Raw genomic sequence first — 16,021 nt, 5'->3', positions numbered from 1 at the left:
CGAGCGTGACGATATCATCGAGGGCAACGAAGACGACCAGACGCTGATCCCGCAGAGCGACGGCGGCGAGAAGATCATCGACGTCGGCATCGAGAAGCGGATGCGGACGGCGTACCTCGAGTACTCCATGAGCGTGATCATCTCGCGCGCCCTGCCCGACGTGCGCGACGGTCTGAAGCCCGTCCACCGGCGCGTGCTCACCGCCATGAACGACCTGAACCTGCAGCCGGGCAAGCCCTACCGCAAGTCGGCCAAGATCACCGGCGACACCACCGGCAACTACCATCCGCACGGCACGGCCGCGGTGTACAGCACGTTGGTGCGCATGGCCCAGGACTTCTCGCTCCGCTACCCGCTGGTGGACGGTCAGGGCAACTTCGGCAGCGTCGACGGCGACTCGGCGGCGGCCGAACGATACACCGAAGCGCGCTTGACGAGGTTCTCCACCGACCTGATGACGGACATGGAGAAGGAGACCGTCGACTTCGTTCCCAACTACGACGGGTCGCGCGAGATGCCCTCGGTCATGCCGTCGCGGGTGCCCAACCTGCTCGTCAACGGCGCCGACGGCATCGCCGTGGGCATGGCCACCAAGATCCCGCCTCACAACATGACCGAGATCTGCGACGGCCTGCTCGCGCTGCTCGGGAATCCGGACCTCGAACCGGGCGACATGCTCCAGCATGTGCAGGGGCCCGACTTCCCCACCGGGGCGATCATCCACGGGCGCAAGGGCATCTACGACTACATCACCACCGGCCGCGGCCGCGTGGTGGTGCGCGCGAAGACCGACATCGAGGTGGAGGATTCGGGCCGCGCCAAGATCATCATCACCGAGATCCCCTACCAGGTGAACAAGGCGGCGCTTATCGAGCGCATCGCCAACCTGGTGCGCGGCGGCGTCATCGAGGGCATCAGCGACCTGCGCGACGAGTCGGACCGCGACGGCATGCGCGTGGTGGTGGTCCTGAAGAAGGACGCGTTCCCCCAGGTGGTGCTCAACAAGCTCTACAGCCACACCTACCTGCAGTCGACCTTCGGCGTCATCAACCTGGCGCTGGTGAACAACCAGCCCCGGGTCATGCCGCTGAAGGAGAGCATGCAGCACTTCCTGGACTTCCGCGAGGAAGTGGTGGTCCGGCGCACGAAGTACGAGCTGCGCAAGGCCGAGGAGCGCGCGCACATCCTCGAGGGCTACCGCATCGCGCTCGACAACATCGACGAGATCGTCGAGCTGATCAAATCCAGCGAGTCGCCCGACGCGGCCAAGGCCGGACTCATGGCCCGCTTCGGACTGAGCGAGGTCCAGTCGCAGGCCATCCTCGACATGCGCCTGGCGCGGCTCACGGGCCTCGAGCGCCAGAAGATCGAGGACGAGTACCGCGAACTCATCGAGCGGATCACCTACCTGAAGTCGGTGCTCGCCAGCCGGGACCTGGTGCTGTCCATCATCGCCGAGGAGATCCAGGACGTGCGCACCCAGTATGGCGACGCGCGCCGCACCGAGATCGTCGAGGACGAGGGCGAGATCGATATCGAGGACCTCATCGCCGACGAGCCCATGGTCGTCACCATCAGCAACCAGGGCTACATCAAGCGGATCCCCCTGGACACGTATCGCCAGCAAGGTCGCGGCGGCAAGGGCATCACCGCCATGCAGACCAAGGACGACGACTTCGTCGACAACCTCTTCGTGGCCTCGGCGCATCAGTACCTGCTGGTGCTCACCCAGAAGGGCCAGCTCTACTGGCTCAAGGTGCACCGCATTCCCAAGGCGGCGCGCGCGGGCAAGGGCCGGCCGCTGGTGAACCTGCTGCAGATCCAGCCGGGCGACCAGGTCCACGCCGTCCTGCCCATCCGTGAGTTCCGCGAGGACCACTACCTGATGATGTGCACCAACTTCGGCGTCATCAAGCGGACCCCGCTCACCGATTTCTCCCGGCCGCGCCAGGCGGGCATCCGGGCCATCAACCTGCTCGACGGCGAGCGCCTGGTGACCGTGCGCGAGACCGACGGCGAGCGCGACGTGGTCCTCGCCGCGAGCAACGGCATGGCCATCCGGTTCCACGAGTCCGGCGTGCGTCCCATGGGCCGCACCGCCCGCGGCGTGCGGGGCATCTCGCTGGCCAAGGGCGAGGAACTGATCGGCATGGTGGTGGTCGACAGCGAGGAGACCCAGATCTTCGCGCTCACCGAGAACGGCTACGGCAAGCGCACGCCGGTGGACGACTACCGGGTGCAGAACCGCGGCGGCAAGGGCCTGATCACCATCAAGTGCACCAAGCGCAACGGCAAGCTCGTGGGAGTCCGCGGGGTCGCCGACGACGAGGAGCTGATGGTCATCACCCGCGGCGGCACGCTCATCCGGATCTCGGTGGACAGCATCAGCAGCCTCGGTCGCAACACCCAGGGGGTGCGGATCATCAACCTGGCCGACGACGACGAGGTGGCCGGCATGGAGCGGATCCCCGTGAGCGACGAACCCGAAGACGAGACAGCCACCGGACCCATGAACGTGGATGAATCGGAGATCGATGTCGAGGACGATGTCGAGGACGAGCTCGATGATGAACTCGACCCCGACGAGGACGAGCCCGAGGAAGATTAGCCCGGGCTAGAAGCGGTGGCGGAACGTGGCCTGCGGTCGCAGCGCGGGGTCTCCGGGGTGGTCGGTGCTGACGATCCTCAGCAGGGGATGCTCGGTGCTGATCCCCAGCGCCACGCCGCCGCAGCCCTCGATGGCGGAGGCCCGATACGCGGGCAAGATGTCGATCTCCTGCGCGGTCAGCACCGGGCTGGCCGCGAGGGTCCAGGCCACCGTCCCCACCGGGTAGATGCCGGGACGCAGGTAGAAATCCACCGCCCCCTCGAGGAACGGCGCCGTCAAACCGCTCAACGACAGGGTCACGGTCTCGGTCGCATCCTCCTCTTCCAGATCGATGGAAGCGTGCACGCGCAGCCGGGCTTCCTCCATGGTGGCCCAGGCGTGTGGGAACGTCGGCGGATCCAGCGAGAACAGTGCGGTCCGTCCGAACTCCTCGGTGACCCACAGGTAGGGGAGATGGCCACGGTTGGCGTTCAGGGAGTCGTCCCGGGTGAAGATGTGGGCGTCGTGCTCGAGCGACCAGTGGGTGGTGCTGTCCCGCGTGACGGTCAGCGTGAAGGACTGCTCCTCCGAGTGCACCAGCAACTCGGCGGCATAGAGGTTGTAGGGCGGGTGGTCGACCACGATGGAGAGCGGCCCGATGGGCGCCTCGCCCAGACTCCAGCGGCCGTCCGCATCGGTCTGGATCTGGCGGCCGGCGAGGTCGACCCGGCATTCGAGCGGACCATCGAGGCGATGCTCGACGCGACCGGAGATCGCGACCAGGGTATCGACCGGGGTCAGCTGCAGGTCGAAGGTCTGGAAGGAGGACACCTCGATGTCCCGCGTGAAGGTCCGGTAGAGGTGGGCCGACACCGTGATGGTGGCCGGGCCCTGCCGGACGTGAGCGAATTGGAACCGGCCGAGCTCGTCGCTGTTCGCGGTGGCATCTCCGGCGGCGATCACGGCCCCCGCCACGGGCAGGTTGCTGTAGATCCGCGAGATGGTGCCGCGCACCACGCCGGTGGCGGGAATCTCGGTGGCCTCGTTGCAGCCCGCGACCAGGGCGAGGACGAGAGCCGGCGCCAGGGCGCCGCGAAGGGTCCGGGGGGGCATGATGGACCTCCGGCCGTTACGATTCCGGTCTCATGTTGTTTGATGATAAGGATCTGCGGGTGTCGAGGCAAACCGGGCGAGACCGGGTTGCACTCGGGGCGCCCGGGAAGTAGTATGCGGGTCGGCCCGTACCGGCGCTGCCGGTAAACCCCTGAACGGACCAAGGTGATCATGCGTCGTCTCATTGCCTGCCTGCTCTGGCTCACGTGTTCGGGCGCCGCCCTGGCGGCCCCTGCCGACGTCGTGGCGGAGTACGCCCTCGGCGAGGGCGTGATGGCCCGGCTGGACCGGTCGGGCGGACTCACGCTGGGCGTGGCCGTGGGCGAGGCCTGGACCCCGCTCCTGGCCGGCGAATGGGATGTCGCCTCGGCGCTCCTTCCCGGCGAATTCGACCTCTTCACCGCGCGGGCTCGCGAGGGCGACCCTGCGGGCCGCCGGGGCTTCGCCCGCACGGCCGACGATGACGGCGACGGCCGGACCAACGAAGATCCCCGCGATGGTCGCGACAACGACGGCGATGGCGCCATCGACGAGGATTTCGCCGCCATCAGCCACGCCATGGCGATCTGGGATGCCGGCCGCGGCCAGCGGATCCGCCACCTGGAGACCTATCACTGGAGCTATCCCAACCTGGCCAGCCTCCTGGTGGCGTCCTACCGGACCGAGAATCTCGATCACGAAGTGCTGACCTGGAGCTTGCCGGACGGTCGCTGGCAGCGTGCCGACGAGGTCTGCCAGCTTCCCGACATCCTGGCCGCCGGCCCGGTCTACCTCGTTTCGCTGCCCCATCCGGGCACCCTGGGCCGGACGCTCTGGCTGGGGATCGCCCTGCTGGACGCCACGCCCCGCGCCCTCTCGCACCAGCGGGTCCGCCAGGAGGACCAGACGCTCTCCGTGCCGCTGCTGGAGGGAGCCCAGGCCGTGGCCATGGCCGTGGCTCCCACGCGCCTGCGCGTGATCCACGACCTGGCCGACGCCGGCCGCCTCCGCCACGGCATCCAGGATCCCGTCTCGGGCCAGCGCGTGCGCTGGTTGCCGCCCGCGGTGCCCACCGAGATCCCGCCGGAGACGTTGCCCGCGGCCAGCCTCGACCGCGGCGCCTCGGGGGATGCCATCCTCACCCTGACCCTCGACGACGACACCTTCGGCCGCTTCGATCCCGACCTCTTCCTGATCGGCGACACGCCCCTCGGCAGTCCCGAAGCCCTGGTCTGGCAGCCTCTCGGCTCCGATCCGGTGGAACTGGCCTGGCCGGCGGATGCCGACGGCTGCTTGCCCTATGCGGCGCTGGGAGTCGCGGGAGCGGGCAACCTGGTCTTCCGTTTCCCGGATCTCACCGAGGTCGCCAGCGAGGAACTGGAGGCCGTCGCCGTGGACGGTCGCCACGCCATGCTGACGCTGATCGTGATCAGTACCGAGCCCGTCGAGGATCCCGAGACCGAGACCACCGACCTGGCCGATCCCGAATCTCCTCTCCAGCTCTCGGCCGATCTCTTGACCAATTATCCCAACCCGTTCCGGTCGCACACCCGGATCAGCTACCAGATCCCGGCCACGGTGGGGGAGGCGTTCGCCAGCGAGGACGGAGATCTCGGCGGCCTGGATCCGCAGATGGCCATGCCTTACAGCAGTTCCCTACCCAGCGTCCAGGTCAACATCTACAGCCTGGAGGGCCGGGAAGTGGCTTCGCTCTTCGTCGGATCGCTGGGGATCGGCAGCTACGAGGTCCAGTGGGACGGCCGCGATCGCTCCGGACGCACCATGGCGTCGGGTGCGTATTTCTGTAAGCTCCAAATAGAAAATTGGAGTGTCACTAAAAGGCTTATTTTCATCCGGTAAACGCAATCGGCCACCCCGGTCGGAAAAATTATCAAAAATAATTGAAAGAATTGTGGATTTGGTCGTAGACAAAACCTATACGTACCCCTTATCATATTTTCTCAGGAAGTAGGAATTTATCAATTCCGTTACATCTGTGCTCTGCCCAAGGTGGCCTTGTCTCCTTTTGGGGGGGATAATGGAAGAGAAAATGGCAGTCCAACCGCAAACTTGGACTAGCTTCCTCGTCGAGTTTCCCACCTTGCCCAAGCAGCTGGCAGACGGACGTGAAGAAAGTCAGCGGGTCCTGTTTCTGTGCCCGGCAACCGAGAAGAACCCCACGGAACTCTGTCTTGCTCTCTTTGGTCGTCAGATCGTCATGCAGCGGCTACAGCTCGGGGAAGCCATTCAATCCATGAACCGGGTGCGGTTCGCGTTCCTCTACGCAGCCACCCTGGTCGAGAACCCGGGTCGCTTGCTCCAGTCCTTCGGCGACCTGAGCGAGACCGTGGTGATCCTGGCCAACAAGGCCAACGTGGTGCGGTCCGCGCGCTGCGTCACCGACCTGCTGGCCCAGCCAACCACCACCACGGGCCGCGCCGTCGAGCCCAGCCAGGGGATCCTCGATCCCGACCAGGTGCATCTCGAGGGTGACGAGTCGATCTGGGACGAACCCCTGCCGGACATCGTCCTGGTGGACGACGAGGGCAACCTCGTGCACGCGGCCACCAGTCTGAACGACTACCGGGCCGAGTACGCCTGCCGCTTCGTGCTGGCGCACTACCACGAGAACGTCAACCGGGACAAGATGGCCGACATGGTCCATCTGTCGCCCGGCTACTTCTCGAATCTCTTCCGCTCCGAGGTGGGCATGAGCTTCAGCGACTACCTCATCATGGTGCGGATCGAGAACGCCAAGGCCATGCTGCGGCGGTTCGAGCTCTCGGTGGAGGCCATCAGCAAGAAATGCGGGTTCAACAGCCTGGCGCACTTCTCGCGCACCTTCAAGGATCGCTGCGGACTGTCGCCGCTGAAGTACCGCAAGAGCCCCCACGTGGCGACCTGAGCGGTCGGCTCCCGGGATTCATCATGGCCCTTCCTTCGGGAAGGGCCTTTGCTTACCTTAGGTCGACCCCATGGCACTGATGACCCTCCAGGACGCCGTCTTCGACTACGGCCGCGAGAAGATTCTCGATGGCGTGTCCCTCTCGTTGCACCAGGGGACGCGCTATTCGCTCGTGGGTCCCAACGGCGCCGGCAAGACCACGCTGCTGAGCGTGCTGGCCGGGGAGATCACCCTCCAGGGCGGCCAGTGCACCCGCTCCGGCGGCGTCTCGCTCCGGTACCTGCGGCAGGAGAGCGTGCTGGGTGACCCCGCCGACCAGGAACGGCCCCTGCGCGACATGGTCCGGACCGTGGCCTTCGCCCACGAACTGGCGCTCCAGGGTGAGATCGAGGCGGTGGCACACCAGCTCAGCGCCGCGGGCGGGGCGGCCCCCGCCGACCTGGTGGCGCAGCAGGGTCGGCTGCAGTCCGAGTTCGAGCGCCTCGAGGGCTACACCCTCGACACGCGGCTCGACACCGCCCTGCGCGGGGTCGGCCTGCCGCCGGAGGTCTGGGACAGTCCGCTCAGCCGGCTGTCGGGCGGCGAACGTCGGCGCGCCATGCTGGCGGCCACCCTCCTCGGCCATCACGACCTGCTGCTGCTCGACGAGCCCACCAACCACCTGGATCTCGAGAGCCGCGAGTGGCTGGAGGGGCACCTGCAGGAACGGTCGGGCGCGGCGGTGATCATCTCCCACGACCGCTGGTTCCTCGACCGCATCGCGCAACGCACTCTGCACCTGGACCGGGGCCGCCTCACCGACTACGGCGGCAACTACACCTTCTACCTGCGCGCCAGCGAGGAACGCCTGCGCCAGGAGCAGGCCGCCTGGCAGCGCCAGCAGGACCACATCCGGCAGACCGAGGCCTTCATCCGCAAGAACATCGAGGGCCAGAAGACCAAGCAGGCCCAGGCGCGGCGCAAGCAGCTGGCCAAGATCGACCGCCACGAGCGGCCGGTGACCGAGCGGGGCCCGTTCCGCTTCGACCTGCGCCCCGTGCGCGCGTCGGGCGGCACCGTGCTGCAGGCCGAGGGGCTCGCCAAGTCCTTCGGCGAGCGCACCCTCTTCGCCGACCTCGACCTGCACCTGGTCCGCGGCGAGCGGGTGGGCATCCTGGGCCCCAACGGCTGCGGCAAGACCACGCTCCTGAAGATGCTGGCGGGGCTGGAGGCGCCGGACCGCGGCCGGGTGGTGCGCGGGCACAACGTCGATCTGGGCGTCTACGACCAGAACCTGTCCACCGTCAGCGACCACCACACCGTGCTGGGCGAGATGCAGGCGGTGGATCCAGCCGCCCAGCTCGGCGACCTGCGGAGCTTCCTGGCGGCCTTCGGCTTCGGCGAGGACATGGTCGACCGTCCCGTGGGCAACCTCTCCGGCGGCGAACGGGGCCGGCTGGCGCTGTTGCGGCTGATCAAGGAGGGGCACAACACTCTGCTGCTGGACGAGCCCACCAACCACCTCGACATCCGCAGCCGCGAGTCGCTCGAGCTGGCGCTGCGCGACTACGAGGGTACCCTGGTCATGGTCTCGCACGACCGACGATTCCTCGACCAGCTGGTCGAACGGCTGGTGGTGTTCCCCGCGCCGAGCGAGATTGACCAGGGAGTGCGGGTCTTCCTGGGCACCTACGGCGAGTACGTGCGCAAGCGCGCCGAGGAGCGGCGCGCCGCGGCGGACGAGCGGCCCGCCGCTCAGCCACGGTCCATACCGGCGGCGCCGGCGGCCGCGAGGCCAGCGCTGAGCAAGAACGAGCGTACCCGTCGCCAGGCCTGGATCAGCGAGGCCGAGGAGACCATCGCCGCGCTGGAGGAGGAGAAAGCGGCGGCGCTGGCCGAGATGTCCGACCCCGCCTGCGCCAACGAGCAGCGGCTGGCCCTGGCCGACCGCTGCGCCGCCATCGACACCGAACTGGAGAAAGTGATGACCGACTGGGAGCAATGGCACGCCGAACTCGACGGGAGCGTGTCCTGATGGGCGGCCCCGGTTTCGATCGCCGCGAGGCGGAACGCCGCGAGCGTGCGGTGCTGGTGGGCGTGCACCTGCCGCCGGATCCCGACAGCCCGCTGGGCGGCCCCGCCGACACCGAGGAGCTCGCCCGCCTGGCCGACACCGCCGGCGCCGAGACCCTGGCGGTGCTCGAGCAGCGGCTGGCGCGGCCCAATGCCGCCACCTTCGTGGGCAAGGGCAAGCTGGAGGAGCTCAAGGAGGCGGTGATCACCCACGACGCCGAGGTGGTGATCTTCGACAACGACCTGGCGCCGAACCAGGGCCGCAACCTCCAGAAGGCGCTGGGCGACGAGGTCCGCGTCCTCGACCGCACCGAGCTGATCCTCGACATCTTCGCCACCCACGCCCGATCCCGACAGGCGCGCCTGCAGGTGGAGCTGGCGCAGCTCCAGTACTTCCTGCCCCGGCTGACGCGCCTGTGGAAGCACCTCGAGCGCCAGGCCGGCGGCATCGGCACCCGCGGCCCCGGCGAGACCCAGCTCGAGACCGACCGCCGCCTCATCGACCGCCGCATCGCCCACCTGCGCAAGCAGCTCAAGCAGATCCACGGCGAACGCCGGACCCAGACACGTGGCCGGACCGACGTCTACCGCGTGGCGCTGGTGGGCTACACCAACGCCGGCAAGAGCACGCTCATGAACGCCGTGACCGGGTCGGATGTGTACGTCCAGGACCAGCTCTTCGCCACCCTCGATGCCACCACGCGCCGGGTGGAGATGGACGAGCGCCGGCACTTTCTGCTCACCGACACCGTCGGCTTCATCCGCCGCCTGCCGCACCACCTGGTGGAGAGCTTCAAGGCCACGCTCCAGGAGGTCAGCGACGCCGACCTCCTGCTGCACCTGGTGGATGCCGGCGGCGCCGATCCCGATCAGCAGATCCACGCGGTGAACACCGTGCTCGCCGATCTCGTCCCCGCCGGCAAGCCCGTGATCGTCGTCTTCAACAAGATGGACACGGTGCCCTCCCCCGAGCTGGTCCGCAACCGCCTGGCGCGCCACCACCCCGGCGCGCTGTTCCTCTCGGCCCTCGATCCCGCCGGCGCCGAGGCGATCCGCCAGGCGGTCATGGACCGGTTGCGCGCGGACGAACGCATCGTGCGCCTGCGCTTGCCCTCCACCAAGCTCTACCTGCTCGGGCCCTGGCATCGGACTGATGACGTGCTCGAGCAGGTGTGCGAGAATGGCGTCTGCACCGCGGCCGTCCGCATGCGTCAGGAGGACGCACGCCGCCTGCTTGCCCGAGAGCCCGAGGTCAGGGAGGTCCCCGGACCGTGAACCGATATACCCCGCTGCTGCGCAACACCGGCTTCCGCACGGTGTGGAGCGCCGCGGTGGTCAGTGGCCTTGGTGACCGCATCGCGGCCATCGCCCTCTACCTGCTGATCTACCGCCTCACCGGCAATCCGGTGGACCTGGGCCTGCTGGCCGCCACCCAGATCGTGCCCGCCATCGTGCTGGGCCCGGTGGCCGGACTGGCGTGCGACCGCATGAGCCGGCGCGGCATCATGATTGGCAGCGATCTCCTGGGCGCCCTGGTGGTGGCGGCCATCCCCCTGGTGTCCGCCCCGGTCCACGTCTACCTCCTGGCCACCCTGCTCGGCTGCGGCCGTCAGTTCTCCGGACCGGCGCGCATGGCGTTGCTGCCCGACGTGGTGGGCGAGGAGCACCTGGCCGGCGCCAACAGCCTGCTCATGCTCACCGGCAACCTGATCATGCTCGTGGGCTGGGCCGGCGGCGGCATGCTGGTGGCCTGGCGCGGCACCGACCCCGCCTTCTGGATCGATGCGGCGACCTTCGTGGCCTCGGCGGCCATCCTCACCTTGTGGCGCTTCGAGGAGCCGGCGCACGCGGCCACGCCCGCGCCCCAGGCCGCCGTCATCGCCGAGGGCGCCGCGGAGGCCGGGCCGGCGGTGGTGGCGCCGAGCGAACCGGTGGTCGCGGGCGGCCTTTCCCGCCGGATCCACGGCCTCTGGAGCGACGCCGCCGCGGGGCTCACGGCCGTGGCCGCCAACCCCGGCCAGCGCGTGGCTTTCGGCTTCTTCGCGGTGCTGACCTTCGTCACGGCGATCCAGCAGCCCCTGGTGGTCATCTTCGTCAAGGACATCCTGCAGGGCAGCGATTCGCAACTGGGCCTGATCTTCGCCGCCTCGGGGCTGGGCGGCATGCTCGGTGCAGTGGGGGGCGGTTTCGTGGTGAGCCGGCACCGGCCGCTGCGGGTCATCGCCACCATGACCGCAGTCGACGGCGTCCTCCTGATGATCTTCGCCTACAACCGTTCCATCGCGCTGGCCATGGTCCTCTTCGCCTGCTTCGGGGCGCTGGCCACCCTGGCGCTCATCGCGCTGGCCACGTACCTGCAGGAGAGCGCCGCCCGCGACCAGCGCGGCCGGACCTTCGGCTGGCTGGGGACCGTGGTCGGCCCCTGGCGGCTCGCCGCCGTGTTCCTCGGCCCCCTGCTCGCCGAGGTCCTGGGCGTGGTGTCGGTGCTGGCCATCTGCGCGGTGGCCGAGGTGGGCATGGCGGTGCTGGGCGCCCGGGCGAGGGTCCCGGCCACCCCGTCCGGCGACGGCAATTCCTGACCCCCGAACCCTGCAATTTGCACGTTCTCGCCGGCCCCAGAACTGCTAATACCCCCCAGAACCCCTCGAAACGCCCCTGATTGCCAGGCATGCCCCTTGCAGATACCGGGTGGATCATTGTTTCTCGCACGACCTTGCCCGGAGGCCGGTCCATGAATCGCCTGCCCGCCAGTGACCGCGGATTCACCCTCGTCGAACTGATGGTTCTCATCGGAATCGTCGGCTTGCTGGCGGCCATCGCGGTGCCCTCTTTCAACGGCTACATGCGCGCCAACCGCATCGACACCACCGCCGACCAGATCGCGGCCGACCTGGCCCTGGCCCGTTCGCTGGCCGTGTCCCAGGGACGCGTGGTCCGCTTCAACGGCACGGCGGCGGGCTACACCATCACCGACACCAGCGACGGCCGGGTGGTGCGCGACCGCACCTTCGACGGCGCGGTGGAGCTGCTGGTCGACGTGACGATCAACTTCTTCCCGTGGGGGGCGTCGAGCACGGCGACCCTGGACCTGGACAACGGCTGCGAGACACGGCAGCTCCAGGTGCTGCCCACCGGAATGGTGGAGGTGGGACCATGACGCGGCTGAGACGGTGGCGCGCGGCCCTGAACGAGCGCGAGGGATTCACCCTGGTCGAGGTCATGGTGGTCCTGATCATCATCACCATCGGCATCCTGCCGCTGGCCCTGGTCCAGAACCGGGCGCGCCAGGAGGTCAGCGAGGCGGATCAGTACACCACCGCCATGACCGTGGCCCAGGAGCAGCTCGAGTGGGCCAAGGGCATGGGCTTCGACGACGCCCAGCCCGATTCCGGTATCACCGGGGCGGTCCAGTGGACCACCCGGATCGACGATCTCGACGTGGGTCTGCGCCAGATCCGCGTGACGGTCATCTTCGCGCAGGGCGGCCGGCCAGATACGCTGGCCATGGCCTCCCTGCTGTCCATGCGTTGAGGGAGGCGGGCATGAAGAGACGGCATTCGCCCACGCCCGGCCCCGGCCTGAACCGGGCCGGCATGACCATGGTCGAGATGATCGTGGCGCTGGCCATCTTCGCGGTGGTCGCCACCGTGGTGGTGGGCTTCCTCACCGGTTCGCGCCGGACCTACGATTCCACCAGCGACCGCGCCCATTACCAGCAATCGCTGCGGGCGGTGTTCTCGCTCATGACCCGCGAGATCCGCAGCACCGGCTGCGATCCCGCCGACGCCGGCTTTGACGGATTCACCACCGCCGACGACCTGGTCCTGCGTTGCCGCATGGACCTCGACGGCGATGGCGTCACTCTCGGCACGGCGCCCGACGAGGACATCACCTACACCTACGTGCCAGCCCAGGAAGAACTGCGGCGCACCACGGCCGCCGGGACCCAGACCATCCTGCGCTCGGTGACGCTGGTGCAATTCACCTATTTCGACGCCGAGGGCACCCCGCTGGCGGCCACGCCCCTGAGCGCCAACGACCGCCAGCGCGTGCGTTTCGTGGACATCGCCATCGACGGCGAGCTGCGCGACGGGGAACCGGTGACCTATTCGACACGGGTCTACGTACGCAACGGCTGACCCGGCCGATCGCCCATGAAAGGAGGCGCCATGCGCCCCGCCTGCATCCAGCGACCCGACCGCGAGGGCTTCGCCCTGGTGACCAGCCTGCTGGTCATCCTGGTCCTGAGCCTCATCGCGGTGGCTGCGGTCATCCTCTCGAGCACCGAGAAGCGGACCAGCTTCGCCGAGTCGATCCACACCGAGGCCATGTTCTCGGCCGACGCCGGCGGCGAGGCGGCCATCCATTACCTGCGCATGTGCGACAGCCCGCCCAAGATCATCGACTACGCGGACTTCACGGTGCACAGCGAGAACGACGAGGTTCTCCAGGATGAGCAGGAATTCGATTACGAATGCCAGTACGTGGACCGCAGCCCCAAGCCGGGCTGGGGCACCGCGTTCCTCGATTACAACTATCGCGTGGAGAGCGTGGGACGCGCGGCGGCCCAGGGACGCAGCGATGTGGACCTGGTGGCCAGCCGTCTCTTCCGGGAGGGATACTGATGCAGAACCGACATAAGGCACCGATCCTGGCCCTGGCCCTGCTGATGCTGGGCCTGGGGGCGTCGACCGCGCCCGCCCAGTACGGCTGCGAGATCCCCCTCTTCGTCCAGCAGGGCAGCATCGACGCCAACGTCATGCTCCTGTTCGACAACAGCGGCTCCATGAATTCGGCCATGTTCCACCCGGACTACGACCCCTTCATCGAATACACGGGCCCGTTCTACACGAACAGCACCTACTACATCACCTACGACAACGACTACGGACCCATCCAGGTGCCCGGTCGCCCGTCGGGCGCCAACACCTACACGCCCAAGGCGCGCCTGGTCCCCAGCTACGCCCAGAAGGGCCGTTACCCGGGCAACTACCTCAACTGGGTCTACTACCACGCCACCGACGAGCAGCGCGCTGCCATCCCCACCACGACCCGCATGGACGTGGCCCACATGGTGGTCTCGGACATCATCCAGCGCTCGGACCGGGTCCGCTTCGGGCTCACCCGGTTCAACACCAGCGACTTCGGCACGGTGATCGCCGATTGCGGCGCCGACATCAGCAGCCTCGTCAACACCGTCAACAACATCCAGGGCACCACCTGGACGCCGCTGGGCGAGACCATGGAGACGGTGCTCAACTACTTCAAGCGCACCGGTGATTCGGCGCCCATCATCGCCGACTGCCAGAAGAACTTCTGCATCGTGATCACCGACGGCTATCCCACTCAGGACACCTCGGTGAGTTCCTACCTCTGGGACGCCGACAACGACGGCAACGACCCGGGCAACTGCGAGAGCATCGGCTCGCCCGACGCCAACAGCAACAACTGCAGCGACCACCTCGACGACGTGGCCTACTACATGGCCAACAACGACCTGCGCAGCGACCTCGAGGGCGATCAGGTGGTCTACACCTACACCATCGGCTTCGGCATCGACGCCTCCATCCTCTACGACACAGCGGTCAACGGCCAGGGACTGTACCTCATGGCCGAGGACGCGGTGGACCTGTGGACCAGCCTCGAGCTTGTGATGATGGACATCATCAGTCGCATCTCCACGGGCGCCGCGGTGGCCGTGGTCTCCACCGAGCGCGGCGACGAGGAGCGGCTGTACCGCGGCAAGTTCATGCCCAGCAAGTGGACCGGCTACCTCGAGAGCTTCGCGCTGCCCTACGAGGACGGCGACGCGCCCATGTGGGAGGCCGGCGGACTGCTCTACCACCGTTCGCCCTGGGATCGCGACATCGCCGCCGGTATCGGTGATCACATGTACCCGTTCGACAGCGGCCACGCCAACGACCTCATGACCGCCATGGGCCTGGCCGACGTGACCACGGCGGCCGAGGTCATCAACTGGACGCGCGGCGAATACGTGGCGGGCTATCGCGAGCGCGACGGCTGGATCCTCGGGGACGTCATCCACTCCACGCCGGTGGTGGTGGGGGCCCCGTCCAACTTCACCGACGACGAGAGCTACCAGCACTTCATGGCCAACTACGAGAACCGCGTCAAGATGGTCTACGTCGGCGCCAACGACGGCATGCTCCACGCCTTCTACGCCGAGAACGGCCACGAGGCCTGGGCGTTCGTGCCCGAGTTCGCCCTGCCCAAGCTGCCGGCCATCGCGGACTCCATGTACTGCCACACCTACAGCGTGGACCTGACGCCGTCGGTGCGCGACTGCAAGCTCGACAACGTCTGGCGGACGGTGCTCATCGGCGGCGGTCGCCAGGGCGGCGCCAGCTACTTCGCGCTCGACATCACCGACCCCACCTGGCCCGACCTGCTCTGGCAGGTGGAATTGCCCAACCGGGTGCCCTATGCCTCGGAGGTGGAGTTCGCCATGATCAACAACGAGGCCGTGGCGCTCATGGGCTCGGGTCTCGACGATACCGACGGCGAGGCATTCCTCGAGGCCTATCTCGTCGAGGACGGCTCGCACCTCGGCACGATCCTGCTGAGCGATGATTCGACCCGGCGCAACCGGGCCTCGGCGGCCCGCGCGGTGGACCTCGATCTCGACGGCAACCACGACCTCTGCTACATCACCGACCTGCAGGGTCACGTCTGGCGCTTCGACTTCGACGGCAGCCAGGATCCGGCGCACTGGGACCGGACCTGCCTCTGGCGCGACACCGACTACGAGATCTCGTCGCCGCCCACGCCGGCGTTCGGCGAGGCCGGCAGCGTCCACGTGTTCTTCGGCACCGGCGCCTACCTCGAGGAGAGCGACATCTCCACGCGGGAGGACAACATCTTCGGCTGCATCTTCGACCGGAACAATGGCGCCGAGTACGCCAACCTGGTGGACCAGACCGGCTCCATCCACGACCTCTCCGGCGACGACGGCTGGTACATCCGCCTGGAGAACGCCGAGGGCGAGCGGGTCACCGAGCCGTCGGCGGTGGTGGCCGGCACGGTGTTCTTCACCTCGTTCGTGCCCAGCCAGGAGGTCTGCTCGGCTGGCGGCAACTCGTGGCTCTACCGCATGGACTACGGCAACGGCAGCGTGCCCGACGACGGCGAGGAGGACGAGTGGGACGGCAACCGCTGCATCGACCTCGACCAGGGCGTGGCCTCGCGACCGGTGGTCGACGTGGTCAACGAGACCGTGATCGTGCAGTCCAGCGACGCCACCATCACCGTGCAGGAGATCGGCCAGAGCTACTTCCACCTCACGGTGAAGGCCTGGCAGGAGAATTTCGATTACGTCAGCGCTCCGCCCGACACGAACTAGCGCCGGCGCCCGGATCTGCGAAGGA

12 protein-coding genes are annotated in these 16,021 nt (G+C 67.9%); 11 read left to right on the top strand and 1 reads right to left on the bottom strand.

From position 1 onward, the window contains the following. Positions 1-43 precede the first annotated feature (43 nt). Positions 44-2,608, top strand: a complete 2,565-nt coding sequence (gyrA, locus tag IFSED24_RS15000; RefSeq protein WP_491335067.1) for a DNA gyrase subunit A — start codon at positions 44-46, stop codon at positions 2,606-2,608. A 6-nt stretch (positions 2,609-2,614) separates the two neighbouring features. Here gyrA and IFSED24_RS14995 read toward each other — a convergent pair whose 3' ends face one another. Continuing rightward, entirely contained in the window at positions 2,615-3,700 is a 1,086-nt protein-coding gene (locus IFSED24_RS14995) for a carboxypeptidase-like regulatory domain-containing protein (protein WP_491332284.1), read from the bottom strand. A 171-nt stretch (positions 3,701-3,871) separates the two neighbouring features. Between IFSED24_RS14995 and IFSED24_RS14990 the strand changes: the two genes are divergently transcribed. The 10 genes from IFSED24_RS14990 to IFSED24_RS14945 all read left to right on the top strand — a co-directional run bounded on the left by IFSED24_RS14990 (position 3,872) and on the right by IFSED24_RS14945 (position 15,996). Further along, positions 3,872-5,539 (top strand): FlgD immunoglobulin-like domain containing protein, encoded by a 1,668-nt coding sequence (locus IFSED24_RS14990; RefSeq protein WP_491332283.1) that lies wholly within the window; start codon positions 3,872-3,874, stop codon positions 5,537-5,539. A gap of 394 nt (positions 5,540-5,933) precedes the next feature. Beyond that, positions 5,934-6,584, top strand: coding sequence for a helix-turn-helix domain-containing protein (locus IFSED24_RS14985; protein ID WP_491332282.1), 651 nt, complete (start codon positions 5,934-5,936; stop codon positions 6,582-6,584). Positions 6,585-6,654: 70 nt separating this feature from the next. After that, entirely contained in the window at positions 6,655-8,598 is a 1,944-nt protein-coding gene (locus IFSED24_RS14980) for an ABC-F family ATP-binding cassette domain-containing protein (RefSeq protein ID WP_491332281.1), read from the top strand. Then, positions 8,598-9,911, top strand: a complete 1,314-nt coding sequence (gene hflX, locus IFSED24_RS14975; protein ID WP_491332280.1) for a GTPase HflX — start codon at positions 8,598-8,600, stop codon at positions 9,909-9,911. Before IFSED24_RS14980 ends, hflX begins: the two co-directional genes overlap by 1 nt. Continuing rightward, on the top strand, positions 9,908-11,215 hold the full coding sequence (locus IFSED24_RS14970) for an MFS transporter (RefSeq protein ID WP_491332279.1): 1,308 nt from the start codon (positions 9,908-9,910) through the stop codon (positions 11,213-11,215). Before hflX ends, IFSED24_RS14970 begins: the two co-directional genes overlap by 4 nt. 152 nt (positions 11,216-11,367) lie before the next feature. Further along, complete coding sequence (locus tag IFSED24_RS14965; RefSeq protein WP_491332278.1) at positions 11,368-11,793, top strand: GspH/FimT family pseudopilin; 426 nt, start codon at positions 11,368-11,370, stop codon at positions 11,791-11,793. Continuing rightward, positions 11,790-12,167, top strand: a complete 378-nt coding sequence (locus IFSED24_RS14960; protein ID WP_491332277.1) for a type IV pilus modification PilV family protein — start codon at positions 11,790-11,792, stop codon at positions 12,165-12,167. Before IFSED24_RS14965 ends, IFSED24_RS14960 begins: the two co-directional genes overlap by 4 nt. 11 nt (positions 12,168-12,178) lie before the next feature. Next, positions 12,179-12,775 carry a PilW family protein gene (locus tag IFSED24_RS14955; protein WP_491332276.1) on the top strand — a complete coding sequence of 199 codons (597 nt, stop codon included), beginning with the start codon at positions 12,179-12,181 and terminating at the stop codon, positions 12,773-12,775. A 30-nt stretch (positions 12,776-12,805) separates the two neighbouring features. Beyond that, complete coding sequence (locus IFSED24_RS14950) at positions 12,806-13,261, top strand: PilX N-terminal domain-containing pilus assembly protein (protein WP_491332275.1); 456 nt, start codon at positions 12,806-12,808, stop codon at positions 13,259-13,261. Further along, entirely contained in the window at positions 13,261-15,996 is a 2,736-nt protein-coding gene (locus tag IFSED24_RS14945) for a pilus assembly protein (protein ID WP_491332274.1), read from the top strand. Before IFSED24_RS14950 ends, IFSED24_RS14945 begins: the two co-directional genes overlap by 1 nt. Positions 15,997-16,021 lie beyond the last annotated feature (25 nt).

It is taken from the genome of Candidatus Latescibacter sp. IFSED24 (genome assembly GCF_058273205.1).
Note: the sequence above shows the minus strand (reverse complement) of the source record. Positions and strands in the feature narration are given on the sequence as shown.

Coding starts and splice junctions, on each gene's coding strand:
- IFSED24_RS14950 (WP_491332275.1), top strand. CDS start 12,806: ATGCGCCCCGCCTGCATCCAGCGACCCGACCGCGAGGGCTTCGCCCTG.
- IFSED24_RS14980 (WP_491332281.1), top strand. CDS start 6,655: ATGGCACTGATGACCCTCCAGGACGCCGTCTTCGACTACGGCCGCGAG.
- IFSED24_RS14945 (WP_491332274.1), top strand. CDS start 13,261: ATGCAGAACCGACATAAGGCACCGATCCTGGCCCTGGCCCTGCTGATG.
- IFSED24_RS14985 (WP_491332282.1), top strand. CDS start 5,934: ATGAACCGGGTGCGGTTCGCGTTCCTCTACGCAGCCACCCTGGTCGAG.
- hflX (WP_491332280.1), top strand. CDS start 8,598: ATGGGCGGCCCCGGTTTCGATCGCCGCGAGGCGGAACGCCGCGAGCGT.
- IFSED24_RS14960 (WP_491332277.1), top strand. CDS start 11,790: ATGACGCGGCTGAGACGGTGGCGCGCGGCCCTGAACGAGCGCGAGGGA.
- IFSED24_RS14995 (WP_491332284.1), bottom strand. CDS start 3,700: ATGCCCCCCCGGACCCTTCGCGGCGCCCTGGCGCCGGCTCTCGTCCTC.
- IFSED24_RS14990 (WP_491332283.1), top strand. CDS start 3,872: ATGCGTCGTCTCATTGCCTGCCTGCTCTGGCTCACGTGTTCGGGCGCC.
- IFSED24_RS14965 (WP_491332278.1), top strand. CDS start 11,368: ATGAATCGCCTGCCCGCCAGTGACCGCGGATTCACCCTCGTCGAACTG.
- IFSED24_RS14955 (WP_491332276.1), top strand. CDS start 12,179: ATGAAGAGACGGCATTCGCCCACGCCCGGCCCCGGCCTGAACCGGGCC.